This is a genomic window from Streptomyces sp. NPDC007991, assembly GCF_042958445.1.
GTDB lineage: Bacteria > Actinomycetota > Actinomycetes > Streptomycetales > Streptomycetaceae > Streptomyces.
On the sequence record NZ_JBIBJD010000001.1, the window covers coordinates 698,786 to 718,080 of the forward strand.

The following is a 19,295-nucleotide window of genomic DNA, read 5'->3' on the forward strand; positions in this document are numbered from 1 at the left end:
TCCGGTTGCTTCCGGTTCAGGAACCCGCTGCCTCGGAGCCCCCGAGCGCGTCCAGGATCCGCTCGGCGGCCAGGGTCGGCGTCAGCTCGCCCTCCCTGACCCGCTGCTCCAGCACCGGAGCCAGGGCCCGCACCGCCGGGTCGGCCCGCAGCCGGCCGAGGAGTTCGTCGCGGACCATGGTCCAGGTCCAGTCGACCTGCTGGTCACGGCGCTTGGCGGTGAGGCGGCCGGTGGAGTCCAGCAGCGTGCGGTGCTGTTCCAGGCGCTCCCACACCGCGCCCAGGCCGCTCGACTCCCGCGCGCTGCAACTGAGCACGGGCGGGGTCCAGAACGCGTCCTTGCCGTGCATCAGCCGCAGCGCGCCCGCCAGTTCCCGCGCGGCGGCCCGGGCGTCCCGCTCGTGCGGCCCGTCCGCCTTGTTCACGGCGATCACGTCGGCCAGTTCCAGGACGCCCTTCTTGATGCCCTGGAGCTGGTCGCCCGTGCGGGCGAGGGTCAGCAGCAGGAAGGAGTCGACCATGTTCGCGACCGCGGTCTCGGACTGGCCGACGCCGACCGTCTCCACCAGGACCACGTCGTAGCCCGCCGCCTCCATCACCACCATCGACTCACGCGTCGCCTTGGCGACCCCGCCCAGCGTGCCCGCGGTGGGGGAGGGGCGGACGAACGCCGCCGGGTCCACCGCCAGCCGTTCCATCCGCGTCTTGTCGCCGAGGATCGAGCCGCCGGTACGGCTGGAGGACGGGTCGACGGCGAGCACCGCCACCCGGTGCCCGAGCCCCGTCAGCATCGAACCGAACGCGTCGATGAACGTCGACTTGCCCACGCCCGGCACCCCGCTGACCCCGATCCGCCGGGCCCTGCCGCCGTGCGGCAGCAGCGCAGTCAGCAACTCCTGGGCCAGCACCCGGTGCTGCGGGCGGGTCGACTCCACGAGCGTGATGGCCCGGGCGATGATCGCCCGCTTCCCGTCGAGTACGCCCTTCACATACGCGTCGACATCGATCACAGGTCGTGCCCGAGTCCGTCCGACAGCCGCTTCACCAGGTCGTACGCCGCGTCCGGGATCACCGTCCCCGGCGGGAAGACCGCCGCCGCGCCCATCTCCAGCAGCGTCGGCACGTCCTGCGGCGGGATCACCCCGCCGACCACGATCATGATGTCCTCGCGGCCCTCCTCGGCGAGCTGCTCGCGCAGGGCCGGGACGAGGGTGAGGTGACCGGCCGCCAGCGAGGAGACGCCGACGATGTGCACGTCCGCCTCGACGGCCTGCCGTGCCACCTCGGCCGGGGTCTGGAACAGCGGGCCGACGTCCACGTCGAAGCCGAGGTCGGCGAAGGCGGTCGCGATCACCTTCTGGCCGCGGTCGTGGCCGTCCTGGCCCATTTTCGCGACCAGGATGCGCGGGCGGCGGCCCTCGGCCTCCTCGAAGTCGGAGACCAGGGCCCGGGTGCGGTCCACGGACGGGGACTCCCCTGCTTCGTTGCGGTACACGCCGGAGATCGTACGGATCTGGCTCGCGTGCCGCCCGTACGCCTTCTCCAGGGCGTCGGAGATCTCCCCGACGGTCGCCTTCGCGCGGGCCGCGTGCACCGCCAGCTCCAGCAGGTTGCCCTCGCCGGCGGCGGCCCGGGTCAGCGCGTCCAGCGCGTCCTGGCAGGCCCGCTCGTCCCGCTCCGCGCGCAGCCGCCGCAGCTTCTCGATCTGCTGGGCGCGCACGGAGGAGTTGTCGACCTTCAGGACGTCGATCTGCTCGTCGGTCTCCACCCGGTACTTGTTGACGCCGATGACCGGCTGCCGGCCCGAGTCGATCCGGGCCTGCGTGCGGGCCGCGGCCTCCTCGATGCGCAGCTTGGGGATGCCCGCGTCGATGGCCTTGGCCATGCCGCCCGCGGCCTCGACCTCCTGGATGTGCTGCCAGGCCCGCCGGGCCAGGTCGTACGTCAGCCGCTCGACGTAGGCGCTGCCGCCCCACGGGTCGATGACGCGGGTCGTGCCGGACTCCTGCTGGAGCAGCAGCTGCGTGTTGCGGGCGATGCGCGCCGAGAAGTCCGTGGGCAGGGCCAGCGCCTCGTCCAGGGCGTTGGTGTGCAGCGACTGCGTGTGCCCCTGCGTCGCCGCCATCGCCTCGACGCAGGTGCGCGTCACGTTGTTGAACACGTCCTGCGCGGTCAGCGACCAGCCGGAGGTCTGCGAATGGGTGCGCAAGGACAGGGACTTGGCGTTCTTCGGGTCGAACTGCTTCACCAGCCTCGCCCACAGCAGGCGCGCCGCCCGCAGCTTGGCGACCTCCATGAAGAAGTTCATGCCGATCGCCCAGAAGAACGACAGCCGGGGCGCGAACGCGTCCACGTCCAGGCCCGCTTCCCGGCCCGCCCGGATGTACTCCACGCCGTCCGCGAGCGTGTACGCCAGCTCCAGGTCGGCCGTCGCGCCCGCTTCCTGGATGTGGTAGCCGGAGATGGAGATGGAGTTGTAGCGCGGCATCCGCTGCGAGGTGAAGGCGAAGATGTCGGAGATGATCCGCATCGACGGCTTCGGCGGATAGATGTAGGTGTTGCGGACCATGAACTCCTTGAGGATGTCGTTCTGAATGGTCCCGGCCAGCTTCTCGGGCGGCACGCCCTGTTCCTCGGCGGCCACGATGTACAGCGCCAGCACGGGCAGCACGGCGCCGTTCATCGTCATCGACACCGTCATCCTGTCCAGCGGGATCCCGTCGAACAGCTGCCGCATGTCGTAGATCGAGTCGATCGCCACGCCGGCCATGCCGACGTCACCGGTCACGCGCGGGTGGTCACTGTCGTAACCCCGGTGCGTGGGCAGGTCGAAGGCGACCGACAGACCCTTCTGCCCGGCCGCGAGGTTGCGGCGGTAGAAGGCGTTCGACTCCTCGGCCGTGGAGAAACCGGCGTACTGACGGATCGTCCAGGGCTGGTTGACGTACATCGTCGGGTACGGGCCCCGCAGATACGGCGCCGCGCCCGGATACGTCTCCAGGAAGTCCAGGCCCTCCAGGTCACGCCCGGTGTAGAGCGGCTTGACCGCGATGCCCTCCGGGGTCTCCCACAGCAGGTCGTCACCGCCGGAGGCGTTCTTGACCGCCGTACGCCACTCGTCGGGGCCGCCGCCGGAGGCCGGGGTCCCCAGCTCGATCCCGGAGAAGTCGGGGACGGAACGGTCGAAGGGGGCGGTCATCGGGAGACTCCCATGCGGTCGAGGGTCGCGGAGAGCACGGCCACGGCGTCGCAGCCCGCGAAGACGTACGCGTCGACACCGGCGTACCGCCCGGGACGGCCCGCGAGGAACACATGCCGCGCGCCGGCGGCCTTCAGGCTCCGGGCGGTGGCCTCGGCCTGCTCCTCGTACAGCGCGTCGCTGGAGCACAGCACGGCCTCCGTCGCGCCGCTGTCCGCGAAGGCGCCGTCCGTGACGGGCTCGATGCCGCCCGCCTGGAAGAGGTTCGACGCGAAGGTGAGGCGTGCGGTGTGGGCGGCGGCCGGGCCGATCGCGGCGAGGAAGATCCGGGGGCGGGAGCCGGTCGCGGCGAGGTGGGCGTCCGAGCGGGCGCGCAGCGCCTCGTACGCCTCGTCGCGGCGCACCCGCGGCAGCCCGCCGGACGGCGGCTCGGGCGCGGCCTCGCGGACGACCGGCTTCTCCGCGAGGTACGGGAACTCGCTGACGCCCGTGACGGGTTCGCGCCGCGTGGCCAGCCGCGCGGTGCGCGCCTGCCAGGTGCCGGCCAGGTCCTGCGCGAGGTCCCCCGACCGCAGAGCCGCCGCCTGGCCGCCGAGCCGCTCGATCCGCCGGAAGAACTCCCAGCTCGCGTGGGCGAGTTCGTCGGTGAGCCGCTCCACGTACCAGGAGCCGCCCGCCGGGTCGATCACCCGGGACAGATGCGACTCCTCGATGAGGATCATGGAGGTGTTGCGGGCGATACGGCGGGCGAACGCGTCCGGCAGGCCGAGGGCGTGGTCGAAGGGCAGCACGGTGACCGCGTCGGCGCCGCCCGCCCCGGCCGCCAGCGTGGCGATGGTCGTGCGCAGCATGTTCACCCACGGGTCACGGCGCGTCATCATCACCGGAGACGTCACGACGTGCTGGCGCTGTGCCCCCGCGCGCGGCGCCCCGCAGACCTCGGCCACCCGCGCCCACAGCCGGCGCGCGGCCCGCAGCTTGGCGATCGTCAGGAACTGGTCGGCGGTCGCCGCGTACCGGAACTCCAGCTGCCCACAGGCCTGTTCGACGCTCAGCCCGGCCTCGGTGAGGTCCCGCAGATACGCCACTCCCGTGGCCAGCGAGCAGCCCAGCTCCTGGGCGGCCGAACCACCCGCCTCGTGGTACGGCAGCGCGTCCACGGTCAGGGCCCGCAGCCCCGGGTACTCCTCGGCGCACAGCCGCGCGAGCTCCGCCGCCGCAGCCGTGTCGCCCGGTTGTCCACTGCGGGCCTCGTGCCCCAGCGGATCCGCGCCCAGATTGCCGCGCGCAGCCTCCCGGGCGACACCGCGCTCCTCGTGCAGCCGCAGCAACTCCCGTGCGGCGGACCCGGGTTCACCACCCGCGTCGAGGACGACGGGGGCGAGGTCGAGATGGACACCGTCGAGAACCCGGCCGAGCTCCGGCACCGGGATGCCGCCTTCCCCCAAGGCCAGCCACAGGGAGGTGACGCCGTTCTCCAGGTCGGCGAGCACCGCGGAGTTGTCGGCCACCGTGTGCCGCTGCCGCACGTCCCAGCCACCGAGCGTGTTCCCCTCGGCCCGGCCGCCCCGCACGAAGGGAGCGAAGCCGGGCAGGCCCGGTTCGGGCGCGGTGTGGTGCGCGGTGTAGAGAGGCCGGGTGCGCAGCCCGTCCTCCAGCGCGGTGGACAGGGCTTCCTCGGCCTCGGCGCCCTCCACTTCCTTGCCCGACTTGCGCAGCACACCCGCCACAAGGCGCTGCCACTGCTCATGGGGCACATCAGGGAAGTCGCCGGCCAGCTCGAGCCCGTCGTCAGGCAGGACCGTCATGCTCGGATGCTAGGACACGGACACAGAGGAGCAGCAGTGGGCACGGCTGTGACCTTGCCCTCCCCGTTTCTGTGATCGCGATCTCCCTGGGCGGGGCAGGGCGTCAGGCTTGTCCGGCCGCCGACTCACGGGTGGCGGGTGCCGGCGTCATGTCGAGCAGGAGCATCGCGTCGTGGTCGGGGGTGCCGGGTTCGGCGCTGTAGACGCCCAGACGCTGCCCGGGCGTGCCTTCGAGGTGCATGTTCTGGCCGTTCAGGGTCAGGACGCCGACCTCGGGGTGGTGGAAGGTCTTGCGCACCTCCTTGCGGCCGATGACCTCGTAGCGGTCCCACAGCCTGGCGAAGTCGGGGCTCTTGAGGACGAGTTCGCCGACGAGACCGGCCAGGTCGGGGGCGTCGGGGCTGATGCCGGCCTGGGCGCGGAGCCGGGCGACGCAGGAGCGGACCAGGGGCTCCCAGTCGGGGAACAGCTCGCGGGCCAGGGGGTGCAGGAAGAGGTAGCGGGCGAGGTTGCGCCGCTTGACGGGCCAGTCGGCCATGCCGGCGTACAGGGCGAGGCCGCCGGGGTTCCAGGCGAGCAGGTCCATGCTGCGGCTGACGATGTAGGCGGGGTTCGGCCGCATCGTCTCCAGGAGCAGCTTCAGGTGGGGCCGGACGGTCCGGCTGGGCGGGGGAGGGGGTTCGGGCGCGTAGTTCGCGGCCCGGGCGGCGAGTTCGCGCAGATGGTGGTGCTCCTCGTCGTCGAGGCGCAGCGCCCGGGCGAGGGAGTCGACGACGCCGGGGCTCGGCCGGGTCTCCTTGCCGCGTTCCAGCCGGACGTAGTAGTCGATGCTGACCCCGGCGAGGGCGGCCAGCTCCTCGCGGCGCAGACCGGGCGTGCGGCGGACTCCCGCGCCCGGGGTGAAGCCGACGCTCTCGGGGCTGGTCTGGGTGCGGCGGGCGCGCAGGAAGCGCCCCAGTTCGTTGCCGCTGGTGTGCTGCTCCGGTGCCATGGACCCAGTGTCGCAACGCCGCCACCAGGGCGGTATCCGCGAGGGGGGCCCTGTCATACCCACCGCTGCGCACCCCCCGGCAGGGCCCGGCCTCCCTGGAGGTCGTGCGGGGCCGCACGGTGGATGACGTCACACCCTGTCGAGGAAGAGGAGAAAGCTGTGCGCGCAGCCGTTCTGTACGGCGCCGGTGACGTCCGGACCGAGGACCGTCCCGACCCGGCGATCCAGCAGTCCACCGACGCCGTCGTGCGCACCGTCCTGTCGTGCGTGTGCGGCAGCGACCTGTGGCCCTACGGGGCCCTGCCCGCCACCGGCACCGGCCGCCCGATGGGGCACGAATTCCTCGGCGTGGTCGAGGAGACCGGCTCCGACGTGTCCGCCCTGGAACCCGGTGACCTGGTCGTCGCGCCGTTCACGTACTGCGACAACACCTGCGACTACTGCGCCAGGGGCCTGCACTTCTCGTGCCGGCGAGGTGGCCGGTACGGCTTCGACGGCGTGGACGGCGGCCAGGGCGAGGCCGTGCGCGTCCCCCAGGCCGACGGCACCCTGGTCAAGCTGCCGGTCGACGCCGGCTCACCGCTGCTGCCCTCGCTGCTGACACTCTCGGACGTGATGGGCACCGGCCACCACGGTGCCGTCACCGCCGGCGTCGGCCGCGGCGACTCGGTCCTGGTCGTCGGGGACGGCGCGGTGGGCCTGTGCGCGGTCATCGCCGCCAGGCGGCTGGGCGCCGAACGGATCGTCCTGATGGGCCGGCACGAGGCCCGCACCGCCCTGGGCCGCGAGTTCGGCGCCACCGACGTCGTCGCCGAGCGCGGCGAGGAGGGTGTCGCCCGCGTCCGCGAACTGACCGGCGGCGACGGCGTGGACAAGGTCATCGAGGCCGTCGGCACCCTCCAGACGCTCCGGACCTCCCTGGCGGCGGTCGTGGACGGCGGCACCATCAGCCGGCTGGGCGTCCCGCAGTACGAGGAAGGGCCCCTCGGCCCGGCCACGTTCATGCGGAACATCACCCTCACCGGCGGCGCGAGCCCGGCCCGCGCCTACATCGAGGAGCTGATGCCGGACGTCCTGGACGGCACCATCGAACCGGGCCGCGTCTTCGACCGGAGCTACGCCGTCGACCAGACCCCGGACGCCTACCGGGCGATGGCGGACCGCCGCGTCCTCAAGGCGCTCATCACCTTCTGACCCCCTCCCCGTTGCGGCCAGAACCTGTCCGCGACTGTCGTTACCGTGCTTCCCATGACGAACACCCAGCGGAGCGTCACGGCACCCCGTCTCGGTATCCGGGCCCTCAACCGCGCCACCCTCGACCGGCAGCTGCTCCTGCGGCCGGCCCGGATCAGTGCCGCCGCGGCCGTCGAGCACCTGGTCGGCCTCCAGGCGCAGAACGTCAAGCCTCCGTACTACGCGCTCGCCGCCCGCCTCGACGGATTCGCTCCCGAGGCGCTGTCCCGGCTGATGGCCGACCGCGAGGTCGTCCGGATCGTCACGGTGCGTTCCACCATCCACACCCACACCGCGGACGACTGCCTGACCCTGCGTCCGCTGGTGCAGCCCGCCCGGGACCGGGAGCTGACGAACTTCCGCAAGGGACTCGCCGGTGTCGATCTCGACCGGCTCGCCGCCCTCGCCCGCGACCTCGTCGAGACCGAGCCCCGCACCATGAAGCAGCTGCGCGAGGCCCTGCTCAAGGAGTGGCCCGACGCCGACCCGCAGGCCCTGGCCGTCGCCGCCCGGTGCCGGCTGCCGCTCGTGCAGGTGACCCCGCGCGGCCTGTGGGGCCGCAGCGGGCAGGTCCGTCTGACCACGGCCGAGCACTGGCTGGGCCGCCCCGCCGCACCGGCCGCCACGCCCGAGGCGGTGGTGCTGCGCTACCTCGCCGCCTTCGGCCCGGCCTCCGTGCGGGACATGCAGACCTGGGCCGGACTGACCCGCCTGCGCGACGCCTTCGAACGTCTCCGCCCGCGACTGGTCACCTTCCGGGACGAGGGCGGCGTCGAGCTCTTCGACCTGCCGGGCGCCCCCCGCCCCGACCCGGACACCCCGGCAGCGCCGCGCTTCCTGCCCGAGTTCGACAACCTGCTGCTCTCCCACGCCGACCGCACCCGCGTCGTCCCGCCCGAGTACCGGGGCCGCGCCTGGCAGGGCAACATCGCCCACCGCACCCTGCTCGTCGACGGGTTCCTCGCGGGCCTGTGGCGACTGGACGAGCACGCCCTCGTCGTCGAGCCCTTCGGCCGGCTCACCAGGGCCCAGCGCGAGGAGGTCACCGCCGAGGGGGAACGGATGCTGCGGACGATGCACCCGGAGACGTCGTACGACATCCGCTTCGGTGCCGTACGGGGCTGATCGCAGCGCTGGCTCAGTCCCCCCGGCCCGTCACCGCCACCGTCTCCAGCTTCACCGATCACCGGCACATGGAGAGGGGGCGTTGCGGGCCGCTCGTGGAGGCCCGCAACGCCCCCTGGTATGTCACCTGAGGGGTACTCAGGAGCTTTGCCCGGTCAGGAGTTGACCTGTGTCGTGACCAGGTTGGAGAAGGTGGTCAGCCGGGTGTAGACGCCGGGGAAACCGGCCTGGGCGCAGCCCTCGCCCCAGGAAGTGATGCCTGCCAGGACGCCCCCGATGAGCAGGGGGCCGCCGCTGTCGCCCTGGCAGGTGTCCACGCCGCCGGAGGTCTTTCCGGCGCACACCATGTCGCTCTGCACGAAGTCGGAGCCGTAGGAGCTCGCGCAGCCGGAGTCGGACACGGTCGGTACGGTCGCGGTGCGCAGCTGGTTGGAGGCGCTGCCGCCCGCGGAGGTGGTGCCCCAGCCGAGGATGCGGGCGGTGGTGCCGGCCGCGTACACCGAGGTCTGCGAGGAGGAGACGTACTTCGCCGGCGTGTACGGCATCGACGTCGACAGCGTCAGCACGGCCACGTCGTCGCCGTCGGTGACGCTGGTGTAGTTCGGGTGGATCCAGATCTTGCTGACCTTGCCGACCGTGCCGTTGGTGCCGTTGCGGTAGGTGCGGCCGCCGACGACGCGCACGCTGCTGGCCGTCTCGCCGACCATGCAGTGGGCGGCGGTGACGACCTTGGTGGGCGAGACCAGCGTGCCGCCGCAGAACTGGCTCTGCGAGGCGTCCGTGATCTGCATGACGAACGGGTACGCGGTCGTCGTGGTCGTGGTGCCGCCGACGATCGGCTGGGGCGCGGCGACGGCGGAGGGAGCGGCGAGCAGCGCGGTCGCGGCGGCGGCAGCGGCCGCGGTGGCGACGGCGGCGGCCTTTCTGGCACGGTCGAACCCGAACATGGGTCTCCTCGGGGAGTTGCCGGTGGGGGGTCGCGCGGGTGGTGGTGCACGGTGACCCTGACGCCGTTGTTCGGATCTCCGTGTGCCCGGCGAGCGGCACGCGACAAAGCTAGAGCCCGGACGGGCCGGCTCCCAATGAGGGAACCCCCTAAGGGAGTTGGGCAGGGAAAACCCTCGGTCGGGCCGAACGGGCCTGGTGGACGCGGGTGCGTCAGGTCGTACGGCGGCCCGCCGCCAGCCGGACGATGTCCACCCGGGACCGGATCCCCAGCTTCCGGTAGACCCGGGTCAGGGTCGCCTCCACGGTCTTGACGCTGATGAAAAGCCGGGCCGCGATCTCCCGGTTGGTCGCGCCCTCCATCACCAGGGAGGCGACCTGACGCTCCATCGCCGCGAGGCCCTCCAGCGCGTCGAGCGCGACGGGCGGTGCGACGGAGGCCGGCTCCGCCGCCGCCGGCCCGGCAGCGGCGGCCGCGTCGACCTGCCGCAGCCAGGGCAGCGCCCGGCAGCGCCGGAACAGCCGGGCGGCCTCGTCGTAGGACGCCGGTCCGGGCAGGGGAGTGCCGCCGGCGCGGGGAGAGGCGGCGGCCCGAGGGCGCAGCCGGGCCAGCGCGAAGGCGGCCCGGGCCTCCTCCAGGCCGTAGCCCAGCCGGCCGAGCCGGTCCTGGACGGAGGCCAGCCGGACCAGGGCGGCCTCGTGTTCGCCGCGTGCCGCCCGCACCAGCGCCTCGGCCCGGTCGAGGACGGCCAGCACGCTCTCCCGGCCCAGCCGCAGCGCGTGCACCCGTGCCGTGTCGATGACGTCCTGGGCCTCGCCCGGTTCGCCGACCCGGACCAGCGCCTCGGCGAGGTCGCCGTGCCAGCGGCCGCGCGCCGGGTCGTTGATGCCGAGGCTCAGCTCCAGCTCCCGCACCCGGCGCAGCGAACGCACCGCGGCCGCCGGGTCCCCGGCCACCAACTGGGCGTAGCCCAGGGCCGCCAGAGCACGGGACAGGTACATCTGGTCGCCGTCGACCTCGGCGTGGTCGGCCGCCTCCCGGGCGAGCGCCAGCGCCCGGTCGACGTCCCCGGCGGAGGCCTCCGCGAGGGAGGCGAGCATGGCGGAGGCGCCCTCGCCGATCCCGGCGTCCCGGGCGAGCCGCAGGCTCTCGCGGGCCAGGTCCAGGGCCCGGCCGCAGTGCCCGGAGCGCAGTTCCGTGTCGGCGAGGAAGCGCAGGAAGTGCACCTCGCTCTCGACCATGCCGCGCCTGCGCACCTCGCGCAGCAGCGCGGTGATGGTCGCCCGCGCCTCGGGCAGCTGGTCGCTCATGATCAGCCAGCGGAACCGGGCCGAGCCGGCGCCGTTGTGATGGCAGGCCACATACGGGTCCTGCGGCTCCTTCAGCGCCCGTTCGACGGTCGCGGGGGCGTCCGGGTGGCCCATCAGGGTCTCGGTCGAGGCCTGGAAGGACAGCGCCATCAGCTCGGTGCGCCGGTCCTGGCCGCGGGCGGCGAGCTCCGCCGCGTGCGCGGCCTCCTGCCGGGCCTCGGCGAAGTCGCCCTCGACGACCAGGCCGCGCCAGGCCAGCTGGTAGTGGACCAGGGCGAGCAGCCCCGGGTCGTCGCCCGCGTCGGCCAGGACCTGCGGGAAGACGGCGTCGACGTCGCCGAGCGCCTGCCCGGCCGCCTCGATGACCACCATCCAGGCCCGCACCCGCTCCGCCGGCACGGTGGCCCGGGTCAGCACGTCCCGGGCGATGTCCCGGGCGAGATCGGCCTCACCGGCGGTGATCGCGTCCTCCGCGGCCTGGAGCCGCCGCTCGTCCGGGCCGGGCGCGCTGTCCGCCGGGGTGTGCCGCGCCGCGAGCAGCCCGAGCGAGGCCGCCACCGACGGCGCCCCGCGGTCCCGGGCCAGCGCGGCGGCCTCGGCGAGCTTGGCCGCCACCTCCGGGTCGGTGCCCGTGGTCGCCAGGGCCAGATGCCGGGCCCGCTCGATCGGATCGGAGGCCGCCGTGGACAGCGCGGCGTGCACGGCCCGCCGCTCGTGCGCCGGGGCCTCCGCGTACAGCGCCGCCGAGATCAGCGGATGCGCGAACCGCAGGGCGGGACCCTCTCCCTCGGTCGCGAGCAGCCCCAGCGCCGCGGCCTGGGCGGTCTCGGCCTCGGCGTGCTCGCGGCCGGCCGCGTGCAGCAGCGCCAGCGTGGGACGGGCACCGGCACTGGCCACGAGCAGGGTGCGGCGCGCCTCGTCGGACAGCATCTCCAGCCGGCTCAGCACCAGCGCCCGCAGTGAGGTGGGCACGGGCAGCGGCTCGCCGGGCCGGGGCCGGGTCGGGCTCTCGGCGAGGGCGCGGCCCAGTTCCAGCGCGAAGAGGGGATTGCCGCCGCTGGTGCGGTGGATGTCGCGGATCGTGGAGCGGGACAGCGGGGTGTAGCCGCGGTGGTCGAGCAGTGCGGAGACCTGGGTACGGGACAGCGGGCCCAGCCGGACGGCGAGCGTGTCCGGTGGAGACGCGCGTAGATGACGGTCGTACTCCTGCCCCTCGGTCCGCACCGCGCACAGCATCTGCACGGGCGTGTCGCCCAGCCGGCGGGCGGCGAAACCGAGCAGTTCGGCGCTGGCCGCGTCCAGCCACTGCAGATCGTCGGCGACGACCAGCACCGGGCCCCGGGCGGCGAGGGCACGCAGCGCCGACAGCACGGCGAGGCGCAGCGCGAGGCCGTCGCGTTGGAGGGTGGATTCGCCGCGCCCGGTGAGCGCGGACTCCAGGGCGGTGCGCTGGGCGGCGGGCAGCGCGCCGGAGATGTCGTCCAGGACCAGCCCGAACAGGTCGGCCAGCGCCAGGAAGGGCAGATGGGATTCGGACTCGGTGGCCGAGCAGCGCAACACGGTCCGGGCGCCACCGGCGTCATCGGCGGCCAGCGCCCGCAGGACCGTCGACTTTCCAATTCCCGCGGGGCCGTGGAGCAGCACACTGCCGCCTCGGCCGAGCTGTTCACGCGCCGACGTGAACAGGTCCTCCCGGCCGATGACCACGTCGGGGCGGCTCCTGGGAGGCTCCTGGAAGTCCCGTGGCACGGTCACCGCTCCCCTCCGTGTGGCGTGTCCTGGCCAATATTAGGCAACAGCTCTTTGAATTTCGGACAGACGGACTGGTGAGGGAAATAACAACGCAGGTCCGTGCGTGAATTCATCGGTCTCCCGAATGCGGCGGAACACGGCGGCGGCAACCGGTCGGGAACCCGTCGGCACAGCGAACGGCGGGGGTAACGGAAAAACATCACAAACCTACGGCAACCATCCCGCCCGGCGTGCCGCGACCACGGCCTCGCCCCGGGTCCGGGCCCGCAGCTTCCGCATGGCCGACCGCAGATACCCCTTCACCGTCTCGGGCGTCACCCCCAGCCGCTCGGCCGCGACCGCGTTCGTGGCCCCCGCGGCGACGCACGCCAGCACATCCACCTCGCGCGGCGTCAGCCGGACCCGGTCCGACGGTGTGGTGTCGGCCGTGAGCAGGGCACACGCGTCGAGCAGCTCGGCCCGCAGCCGCGGATCCGCGATCTTCGGAGCCAGTGCCCGCAGCGCCGCGTGCGCCTCCCGCACCTGCTCCCGTCCCGCGCCGGCCCCGCCCTCGGCGGCGAGCGTGCGGGCCTCCTCGCGCACGACCAGCGCCCGCTCCACGTCCCGCGCCGCCTCGACGGCCTCGTCCAGCATGCGCCCGCCCAGCGGCAGGGCCGTCCGCAGCGCCCCGTACAGCACCCCGCGCACCGAGTGCCGCACCACCACCGGCACGGCCAGCACCGAGCGCAGCCCCTCCACCGCCACCGGGGCGTCGTACTCGTGGCTGATCTGCCGTGACACCGAGTAGTCCGTCACCACGCACGGCCGCGCCAGCACCAGCGTCTTGCCGCCCAGCCCGTTTCCCGACGTCACCACCAGGGAACGCAGGGCGTGCGTCGCCGTGCCGCTCAGTTCGCTGATGCGCATGTGCTGCCCGGCCTCCATCAGGCCGCCGAAGGCGACCGGAAGGCCGGTGGCGCGCCGCAGACGCAGCAGCGCGTTCCGTACCTCGACCACTTCGGACGCGTCTGCTGTCACCTGCTCGCCCCTTCACGACGGCTCCTGTGCGGGCGCACCCCCCGTTCGGGGGTAGTGAGACCCGCATCACGGATTACACGATGGCTCGGAGCCGCCCGGCAACGGTCCGGTACCAAGGAGGACACATGACATCGGCGACGGAGGCGTTCCGCAGCGCCCGGGACTTCCTGCTGGAACACCGCGAGGACTACGGCACGGCCTACGAGGGTTTCCGCTGGCCCCGTCCCGACTACTTCAACTGGGCGCTCGACTGGTTCGACGAGATCGCGGACGGCAACGCCCGCACCGCTGTGCACATCGTCGAGGAGGACGGCCGCGAGACACAGCTGTCCTTCGGGGAGATGTCCGTACGCTCGGACCAGTTCGCCAACTGGCTGCGCGCCCGGGGCGTGCGCGCCGAGGACCGGATCCTCGTGATGCTCGGCAACCAGGCCGAACTGTGGATCACCGCGCTCGCGGCGATGAAACTGCGCGCGGTGGTCATCCCGGCCACCCCGCTGCTCGGCCCCGCCGACCTGCGCGACCGCGTCGACCGCGGCCGGGTCCGGCACGTCATCGCGCGCCCCGAGGACACCGGCAAGTTCGCCGAGGTCCCGGGCGACTACACCCGTATCGCGGCGACCGGCGCGGGGACCGTGCCCGAGGGCTGGCTGCCGCTGGACGACGCCTACGGCGCCCCCGCCCGCTTCACACCCGACGCCCCGACCCGGGCCGACGACCCGCTGATGCTGTACTTCACCTCGGGCACCACCGCCCGGCCCAAACTCGTCGAGCACACCCACACCTCGTATCCGATCGGGCATCTGTCGACCATGTACTGGATCGGCCTCAAGCCCGGCGACGTGCATCTGAACATCTCCTCACCCGGCTGGGCCAAGCACGCCTGGTCCAACCTCTTCGCCCCCTGGAACGCCGAGGCGACCGTCTTCCTGTACAACTACACGCGGTTCGACGCCGCCCGGCTCATGGCCGAGATGGATCGGGCCCAGGTCACCACCTTCTGCGCCCCGCCCACCGTCTGGCGCATGCTGATCCAGGCCGACCTGACGCAGCTGCGCACCCGGCCCCGCGAGGTCGTCGCCGCCGGTGAGCCGCTCAACCCGGAGGTCATCGAGCAGGTCCGCCGGGCCTGGGGCGTCACCATCCGGGACGGCTTCGGCCAGACCGAGACGGCCGTGCAGGTCGCCAACAGCCCCGGCCAGCCGCTCAAGACCGGCTCGATGGGCCGGCCGAGCCCCGGCTACCGCGTCGAGCTGCTGGACCCCGTCTCGGGTGCGCCGGGCGCGCGCGAGGGCGAGATCGCGCTCGACCTGTCGGACCGCCCCGTCGGCCTGATGACCGGCTACCACGGCGACGCGGACCGCACGGCGGAGGCGATGGCCGGCGGCTACTACCGCACGGGCGACATCGGCGCGCGGGACGAGGACGGCTACATCACCTACGTCGGCCGCGCCGACGACGTCTTCAAGGCGTCCGACTACAAGATCAGCCCCTTCGAGCTGGAGAGCGCGCTGCTGGAGCACGAGGCGGTGGCCGAGGCGGCCGTGGTGCCCGCGCCGGACGAACTGCGGCTCGCGGTGCCGAAGGCGTACATCGTCCTGGCGGAGGGCTGGGAGCCCGGCCCCGACACCGCGAAGGTGCTGTTCGAGCACTCCCGTCAGGCCCTCGCCCCCTACAAGCGCATCCGCCGCCTGGAGTTCGGGGCCCTGCCCAAGACCGTCTCGGGCAAGATCCGCCGCATCGAGCTGCGCGAGGCGACGGCGGCCGGGTCGGACGCCGAATACCGGGAGGAGGACTTCCGATGACGTCGTACAGCCATGGGACCAGCGGGACGGCTCTGCTCGGCGACACCGTCGGGGCCAATCTGGACCGGGCCGTGGCCGCCTGGCCGGACCGTGAGGCGCTGGTCGACGTGGAGTCCGGGCGGCGCTGGACGTACGCGCGGTTCGGCGCGGCCGTCGACGAGCTGGCCTCCGCCCTGCTCGCCTCCGGGGTCGTCAAGGGCGACCGGGTGGGCATCTGGGCGGTCAACTGTCCCGAGTGGGTCCTGGTCCAGTACGCCACCGCCCGCATCGGCGCGATCATGGTGAACATCAACCCGGCCTACCGCACCCACGAGGTCGAGTACGTCCTCAACCAGGCCGGGATCTCCTTCCTGTTCGCCTCCCTCAGCCACAAGAGCAGCGACTACCGGGCGATGGTCGACGACGTGCGGGGCAGATGCCCCGAGTTGCGCGAGGTCGTCTACATCGGCGATCCGAGCTGGGACTCGCTGCTCGGGCGGGGCACTCCCGGCGCCCGGATCACGGTCGACGGCCTGTCCTGCGACGACCCGATCAACATCCAGTACACGTCGGGCACGACGGGCTTCCCCAAGGGGGCCACCCTCTCCCACCACAACATCCTCAACAACGGTTACTTCGTGGGCGAGTTGATCGCCTACACCGAGCAGGACCGGATCTGCATCCCGGTGCCCTACTACCACTGCTTCGGCATGGTCATGGGCAACCTCGCCGCCACCTCGCACGGCGCCTGCATGGTGATCCCGGCCCCGTCCTTCGACCCCAAGGCCACGCTGGAGGCGGTCCAGCAGGAGCGCTGCACCTCGCTCTACGGCGTCCCGACCATGTTCATCGCGGAGCTGAACCTCCCCGGCTTCGCCTCGTACGACCTCTCCTCCCTGCGCACCGGCATCATGGCGGGCTCGCCCTGCCCGGTGGAGGTGATGAAGCGGGTGGTCGCCGAGATGCACATGCGGCAGGTCTCCATCTGCTACGGCATGACCGAGACGTCCCCGGTCTCGCTCCAGACCCGGATGGACGACGACCTGGAGCACCGCACCGGCACGGTCGGCCGCGTCCTGCCGCACATCGAGGTGAAGATCGTCGACCCCGCGACGGGCGTGACCCAGCCGCGCGGCACGGCGGGCGAGTTGTGCACCCGCGGCTACAGCGTGATGCTCGGCTACTGGAACGAGCCGGAGAAGACCGCCGAGGCGATCGACGCGGGCCGCTGGATGCACACCGGCGACCTCGCGGTGATGCGCGAGGACGGCTACGTCGAGATCGTCGGCCGCATCAAGGACATGATCATCCGTGGCGGGGAGAACATCTACCCCCGCGAGATCGAGGAGTTCCTCTACGCCCACCCCAAGATCCAGGACGTCCAGGTCGTGGGCGTCCCGCACGACCGCTACGGCGAGGAGGTCCTCGCCTGCGTCATCCCCGGCGACCCCGCCGACCCGCTCACCCTCGACGAACTCCAGACCTTCTGCCAGGACCGCCTGGCCCACTACAAGATCCCGACCAGGCTTCAGCTCCTCGACTCCTTCCCGATGACGGTGTCCGGGAAGGTACGCAAGGTGGAACTGCGGGAGAGGTTCGCGGGCGGGCGGGGATAGCGGCTCCCGGGACGGTCACAGTGGTGCGCGCATGCACACGCGGGGCCGGCGGTCCAGGCCGTGTGCGGCTTCCGCCGCGCGGATCTCGCGCAGGCCGGGGGTGAGGTCCGTCTCCGCGAGGGTGCGGAAGCCGAGGCGGGCGTAGTACGGGGCGTTCCAGGGGACCTCCGTGAAGGTGGTCAGGGTCAGGGCGGGCAGGCCCTCCTCGCGGGCGCGCTCGGCGGCGTACGCGAGGAGATCCCGGCCCACGCCCCGGCGCGCGGCGCGCGGATGGACCGAGACCTGCTCGATGTGCAGGGCGCCGTCCACGGGTTCGGCGAGGAGGTACGCGGCCGGGTGGTCCCGCTCGTCCGCCGCGACCCAGCAGCGGCCCGCCGCGCGGTAGCGCTCCAGTACGTCCAGCGTGGGCGGTTCGTCGTCGGCGATCTCCGGCATGCCGAGGTCGCGGAACGGGGCACCCGCGGCACGCTCGATGTCCTGGAGGGCGGGGAGTTCGGCGGCGGTCGCGGGTCGGATGCGCATGGGGTGAGTATGCGGCGCGGTGCCCACCGGGACCCTGTGGCTACCCTCGTCCCTCCACACCGACTGGAACCGCGAGGGGGAGCAGACCGTGCGCGACACCGCCGTGACGCCCGAGGGCGATCGGATCCGCTGGGTCGAACTGCCGGGACGGGAACCGCCACGCGTCTACGTGCACGGGCTGGGCGCCACGTCGCCCGCCTACTTCACGCCGATCGCGGTCCATCCCCTGCTGGCCGGTCACCGTTCGCTGCTCGTCGACCTGCTGGGGCACGGCATCAGCGACCGGCCCACGGGTTTCGACTACACCCTGGAAGCACACGCCGACGCCCTCGCCGCCGCGCTGACCGCCGCGGACGTCACCGGGGCGGAGCTGATCGCGCACAGCATGGGCGGCTCGGTGGCGATCGTCCTGGCCGCCCGGCACCCCCGTCTGGTCTCCCGGCTGGTCCTGGTCGACGCCAACCTCGACCCGATACCGCGCGCCCCCGGCTCGCCGGGCAGCAGCGGGATCGCCGCCTACACCGAGCGGCAGTTCCTGGACGGGGGGTGGGAAGAGGTCCGTGACCGGGTCGGCGCCCACTGGTGGTCCACGATGCGTCTGGCCGGCCGGGAAGCCCTGCACCGCAGCGCGGTCCACCTCGTCCGCGGCACCGTCCCCACCATGCGGGAACTCCTGCTGGACCTGAAGATCCCCCGGACCTTCCTGCTGCCCGAGGCCGACGGCCCGCTGCCGGGCACCGACGCGCTGACCGCGTCCGGGGTGTCCGTCGTCGCGGTCCCGGACTGCGGACACAACATCATGCTGGACAATCCGGAGGCCTTCGCCCGCGTCACCGCGGCGGCGCTCACGGACCAGGAGCAGGACCAGGACCGGTCAGAGCCCCGGCCGGGGCGTTCACCGGCCGGGGAGTGCCGGTGAGGTCCAGGACGAACAGCGGGACGCCGAGGGCGTCGGCGCCGGCCCGGGCGTCGTCCGCGTACCCGGCGAGGGAGAAGCAGAGGCAGTCCGCCGACTCCGTCATGGCCGTCAGCCACAGGCACTCCACGTCCCGCAGGGTCGCGGGGCGCACGGCCGGGTCGACCAGCGCGACGACGCCGCGGGCGGCGAGACCGATCCCGGACGGCGGCCGCTGATCCGCCCGCCGGACGCCCTCGTAGCCGAGCCAGCGCAGATACAGCGCGGCGGCGGTGACGGCGTCGAGCGCGGTACGGATCGTGACGGAGTGGAAGGGCGGCCGAGGGGCCTCGGCACCGTCGGGGGCACCGGCACCGGCACCGGCATCGGAAGGGGCGAGGGCCCGCTCGCCGTCGGCCGAGGCAAGGGCCCGCTCGCCGCCCGGTGACGCGGCGGTTCGCTCGGCGTCCGGTGGGGCGGCGGTGTCGTCGAAGGCGGTTGAGGCGGAGGGCCGCTCGCCGGGGGCTGCCGCATCGCGCGGCCCGGTCGCCCCGCCCGGGCCTGGCGCGGCCTGCCTGCCGGCCTCGGCGCCGGCGTCGACCGGGAGGCCCCGGTCGGAGCTGAGACCCCCGTCGGCCGCCGTGCCCTGGCCGGTCGCGCCGCCCGCCGTGGGGCCCTCGTCGGCCGTCGTGTCCCGGGTCCTCCCGTCAGAGCTTCTCGGGTCCTGGCCAGTCGAACCGCCCCTCAGCGGCACCCGCAGCACCACTCCGCACGGGCACCCCGCCTCCGGCCGCGGCCACTCCCCGTGCCGTCCGCAGGAGGCGCACCGTACCGTCACCCAGTCGTCCTGCCAGACGCGATGGGAGACGGGCGTCACCGTGCCGTCCGGATCGAGGAGCGGGGCGACGGGCGCTCCGCACACGCACGGATACGCCGGGGCCGTGAAGTGGTGCTCCCGTCGGCAGGACGGACAGCGCACCGGAACGCTCTCGGCCATCACCACTCCCGTACGGCGTCACATCGGGACAGCGCGTCCATCGTGCGCCCGCGAACCCCCGGCTGTCCGCCGCTTGCCCGTCTCTTGACGCCCTTCATCCG

At 73.2% G+C, this 19,295-nt stretch carries 14 protein-coding genes; 5 read left to right on the plus strand and 9 right to left on the minus strand.

What is annotated here, in order from left to right; all coding sequences use genetic code 11:
* Positions 1-16 precede the first annotated feature (16 nt).
* From meaB to ACFZDA_RS02990, 4 genes are all read right to left on the minus strand, one after another.
* Entirely contained in the window at positions 17-1,009 is a 993-nt protein-coding gene (gene meaB / locus ACFZDA_RS02975) for a methylmalonyl Co-A mutase-associated GTPase MeaB (RefSeq protein WP_391073885.1), read from the minus strand.
* Positions 1,006-3,198 (minus strand): methylmalonyl-CoA mutase, encoded by a 2,193-nt coding sequence (gene scpA, locus ACFZDA_RS02980; RefSeq protein WP_391073888.1) that lies wholly within the window; start codon positions 3,196-3,198, stop codon positions 1,006-1,008. Before scpA ends, meaB begins: the two co-directional genes overlap by 4 nt.
* A complete protein-coding gene (locus ACFZDA_RS02985) occupies positions 3,195-5,006 on the minus strand; it encodes a methylmalonyl-CoA mutase family protein (RefSeq protein ID WP_391073891.1) in 1,812 nt (603 codons plus the stop codon). The genes scpA and ACFZDA_RS02985 overlap by 4 nt, the downstream gene beginning before the upstream one ends.
* A gap of 103 nt (positions 5,007-5,109) precedes the next feature.
* Positions 5,110-5,997: a helix-turn-helix domain-containing protein gene (locus tag ACFZDA_RS02990; RefSeq protein WP_391073894.1), complete on the minus strand. Its 888-nt coding sequence runs from the start codon at positions 5,995-5,997 to the stop codon at positions 5,110-5,112.
* 159 nt (positions 5,998-6,156) lie between these two features.
* Here ACFZDA_RS02990 and ACFZDA_RS02995 point away from each other — a divergent pair, with 159 nt between their 5' ends.
* Together ACFZDA_RS02995 and ACFZDA_RS03000 are read left to right on the plus strand one after the other, a co-directional pair.
* Entirely contained in the window at positions 6,157-7,191 is a 1,035-nt protein-coding gene (locus ACFZDA_RS02995; RefSeq protein WP_391073897.1) for a zinc-binding dehydrogenase, read from the plus strand.
* A 54-nt stretch (positions 7,192-7,245) separates the two neighbouring features.
* Positions 7,246-8,355 carry a DNA glycosylase AlkZ-like family protein gene (locus ACFZDA_RS03000; protein ID WP_391073900.1) on the plus strand — a complete coding sequence of 370 codons (1,110 nt, stop codon included), beginning with the start codon at positions 7,246-7,248 and terminating at the stop codon, positions 8,353-8,355.
* A gap of 155 nt (positions 8,356-8,510) precedes the next feature.
* On the opposite strand, the gene ACFZDA_RS03005 is transcribed toward ACFZDA_RS03000, so the two are convergent.
* The 3 genes from ACFZDA_RS03005 to ACFZDA_RS03015 all read right to left on the minus strand — a co-directional run bounded on the left by ACFZDA_RS03005 (position 8,511) and on the right by ACFZDA_RS03015 (position 13,380).
* Positions 8,511-9,302, minus strand: a complete 792-nt coding sequence (locus tag ACFZDA_RS03005) for a trypsin-like serine protease (protein WP_391073903.1) — start codon at positions 9,300-9,302, stop codon at positions 8,511-8,513.
* Between the two features lie 211 nt (positions 9,303-9,513).
* On the minus strand, positions 9,514-12,366 hold the full coding sequence (locus ACFZDA_RS03010) for an AAA family ATPase (RefSeq protein WP_391073906.1): 2,853 nt from the start codon (positions 12,364-12,366) through the stop codon (positions 9,514-9,516).
* A gap of 204 nt (positions 12,367-12,570) precedes the next feature.
* Positions 12,571-13,380 (minus strand): LuxR C-terminal-related transcriptional regulator, encoded by an 810-nt coding sequence (locus tag ACFZDA_RS03015; protein WP_391073908.1) that lies wholly within the window; start codon positions 13,378-13,380, stop codon positions 12,571-12,573.
* A 125-nt stretch (positions 13,381-13,505) separates the two neighbouring features.
* On the opposite strand from ACFZDA_RS03015, the gene ACFZDA_RS03020 reads away from it, so the two are divergent.
* Together ACFZDA_RS03020 and ACFZDA_RS03025 are read left to right on the plus strand one after the other, a co-directional pair.
* Complete coding sequence (locus tag ACFZDA_RS03020) at positions 13,506-15,185, plus strand: AMP-binding protein (protein ID WP_391073912.1); 1,680 nt, start codon at positions 13,506-13,508, stop codon at positions 15,183-15,185.
* Positions 15,182-16,780 (plus strand): AMP-binding protein, encoded by a 1,599-nt coding sequence (locus tag ACFZDA_RS03025; protein WP_391073915.1) that lies wholly within the window; start codon positions 15,182-15,184, stop codon positions 16,778-16,780. The genes ACFZDA_RS03020 and ACFZDA_RS03025 overlap by 4 nt, the downstream gene beginning before the upstream one ends.
* A 15-nt stretch (positions 16,781-16,795) precedes the next feature.
* On the opposite strand, the gene ACFZDA_RS03030 is transcribed toward ACFZDA_RS03025, so the two are convergent.
* Complete coding sequence (locus ACFZDA_RS03030; protein ID WP_391073918.1) at positions 16,796-17,302, minus strand: GNAT family N-acetyltransferase; 507 nt, start codon at positions 17,300-17,302, stop codon at positions 16,796-16,798.
* 88 nt (positions 17,303-17,390) lie between these two features.
* Between ACFZDA_RS03030 and ACFZDA_RS03035 the strand changes: the two genes are divergently transcribed.
* Positions 17,391-18,221, plus strand: coding sequence for an alpha/beta fold hydrolase (locus ACFZDA_RS03035; protein WP_391073921.1), 831 nt, complete (start codon positions 17,391-17,393; stop codon positions 18,219-18,221).
* On the opposite strand, the gene ACFZDA_RS03040 is transcribed toward ACFZDA_RS03035, so the two are convergent.
* Positions 18,148-19,194, minus strand: a complete 1,047-nt coding sequence (locus ACFZDA_RS03040) for a hypothetical protein (protein ID WP_391073924.1) — start codon at positions 19,192-19,194, stop codon at positions 18,148-18,150. The genes ACFZDA_RS03035 and ACFZDA_RS03040 overlap by 74 nt on opposite strands.
* Between the last annotated feature and the right edge of the window lie 101 nt (positions 19,195-19,295).

Bases quoted from the DNA above. Each gene is read 5' to 3' on its own strand.
- scpA (WP_391073888.1), bottom strand. From the start codon at position 3,198: ATGACCGCCCCCTTCGACCGTTCCGTCCCCGACTTCTCCGGGATCGAG.
- ACFZDA_RS02985 (WP_391073891.1), bottom strand. From the start codon at position 5,006: ATGACGGTCCTGCCTGACGACGGGCTCGAGCTGGCCGGCGACTTCCCT.
- ACFZDA_RS02990 (WP_391073894.1), bottom strand. From the start codon at position 5,997: ATGGCACCGGAGCAGCACACCAGCGGCAACGAACTGGGGCGCTTCCTG.
- ACFZDA_RS03000 (WP_391073900.1), top strand. From the start codon at position 7,246: ATGACGAACACCCAGCGGAGCGTCACGGCACCCCGTCTCGGTATCCGG.
- ACFZDA_RS03005 (WP_391073903.1), bottom strand. From the start codon at position 9,302: ATGTTCGGGTTCGACCGTGCCAGAAAGGCCGCCGCCGTCGCCACCGCG.
- ACFZDA_RS03020 (WP_391073912.1), top strand. From the start codon at position 13,506: ATGACATCGGCGACGGAGGCGTTCCGCAGCGCCCGGGACTTCCTGCTG.
- ACFZDA_RS03025 (WP_391073915.1), top strand. From the start codon at position 15,182: ATGACGTCGTACAGCCATGGGACCAGCGGGACGGCTCTGCTCGGCGAC.
- ACFZDA_RS03030 (WP_391073918.1), bottom strand. From the start codon at position 17,302: ATGCGCATCCGACCCGCGACCGCCGCCGAACTCCCCGCCCTCCAGGAC.
- ACFZDA_RS03040 (WP_391073924.1), bottom strand. From the start codon at position 19,194: ATGGCCGAGAGCGTTCCGGTGCGCTGTCCGTCCTGCCGACGGGAGCAC.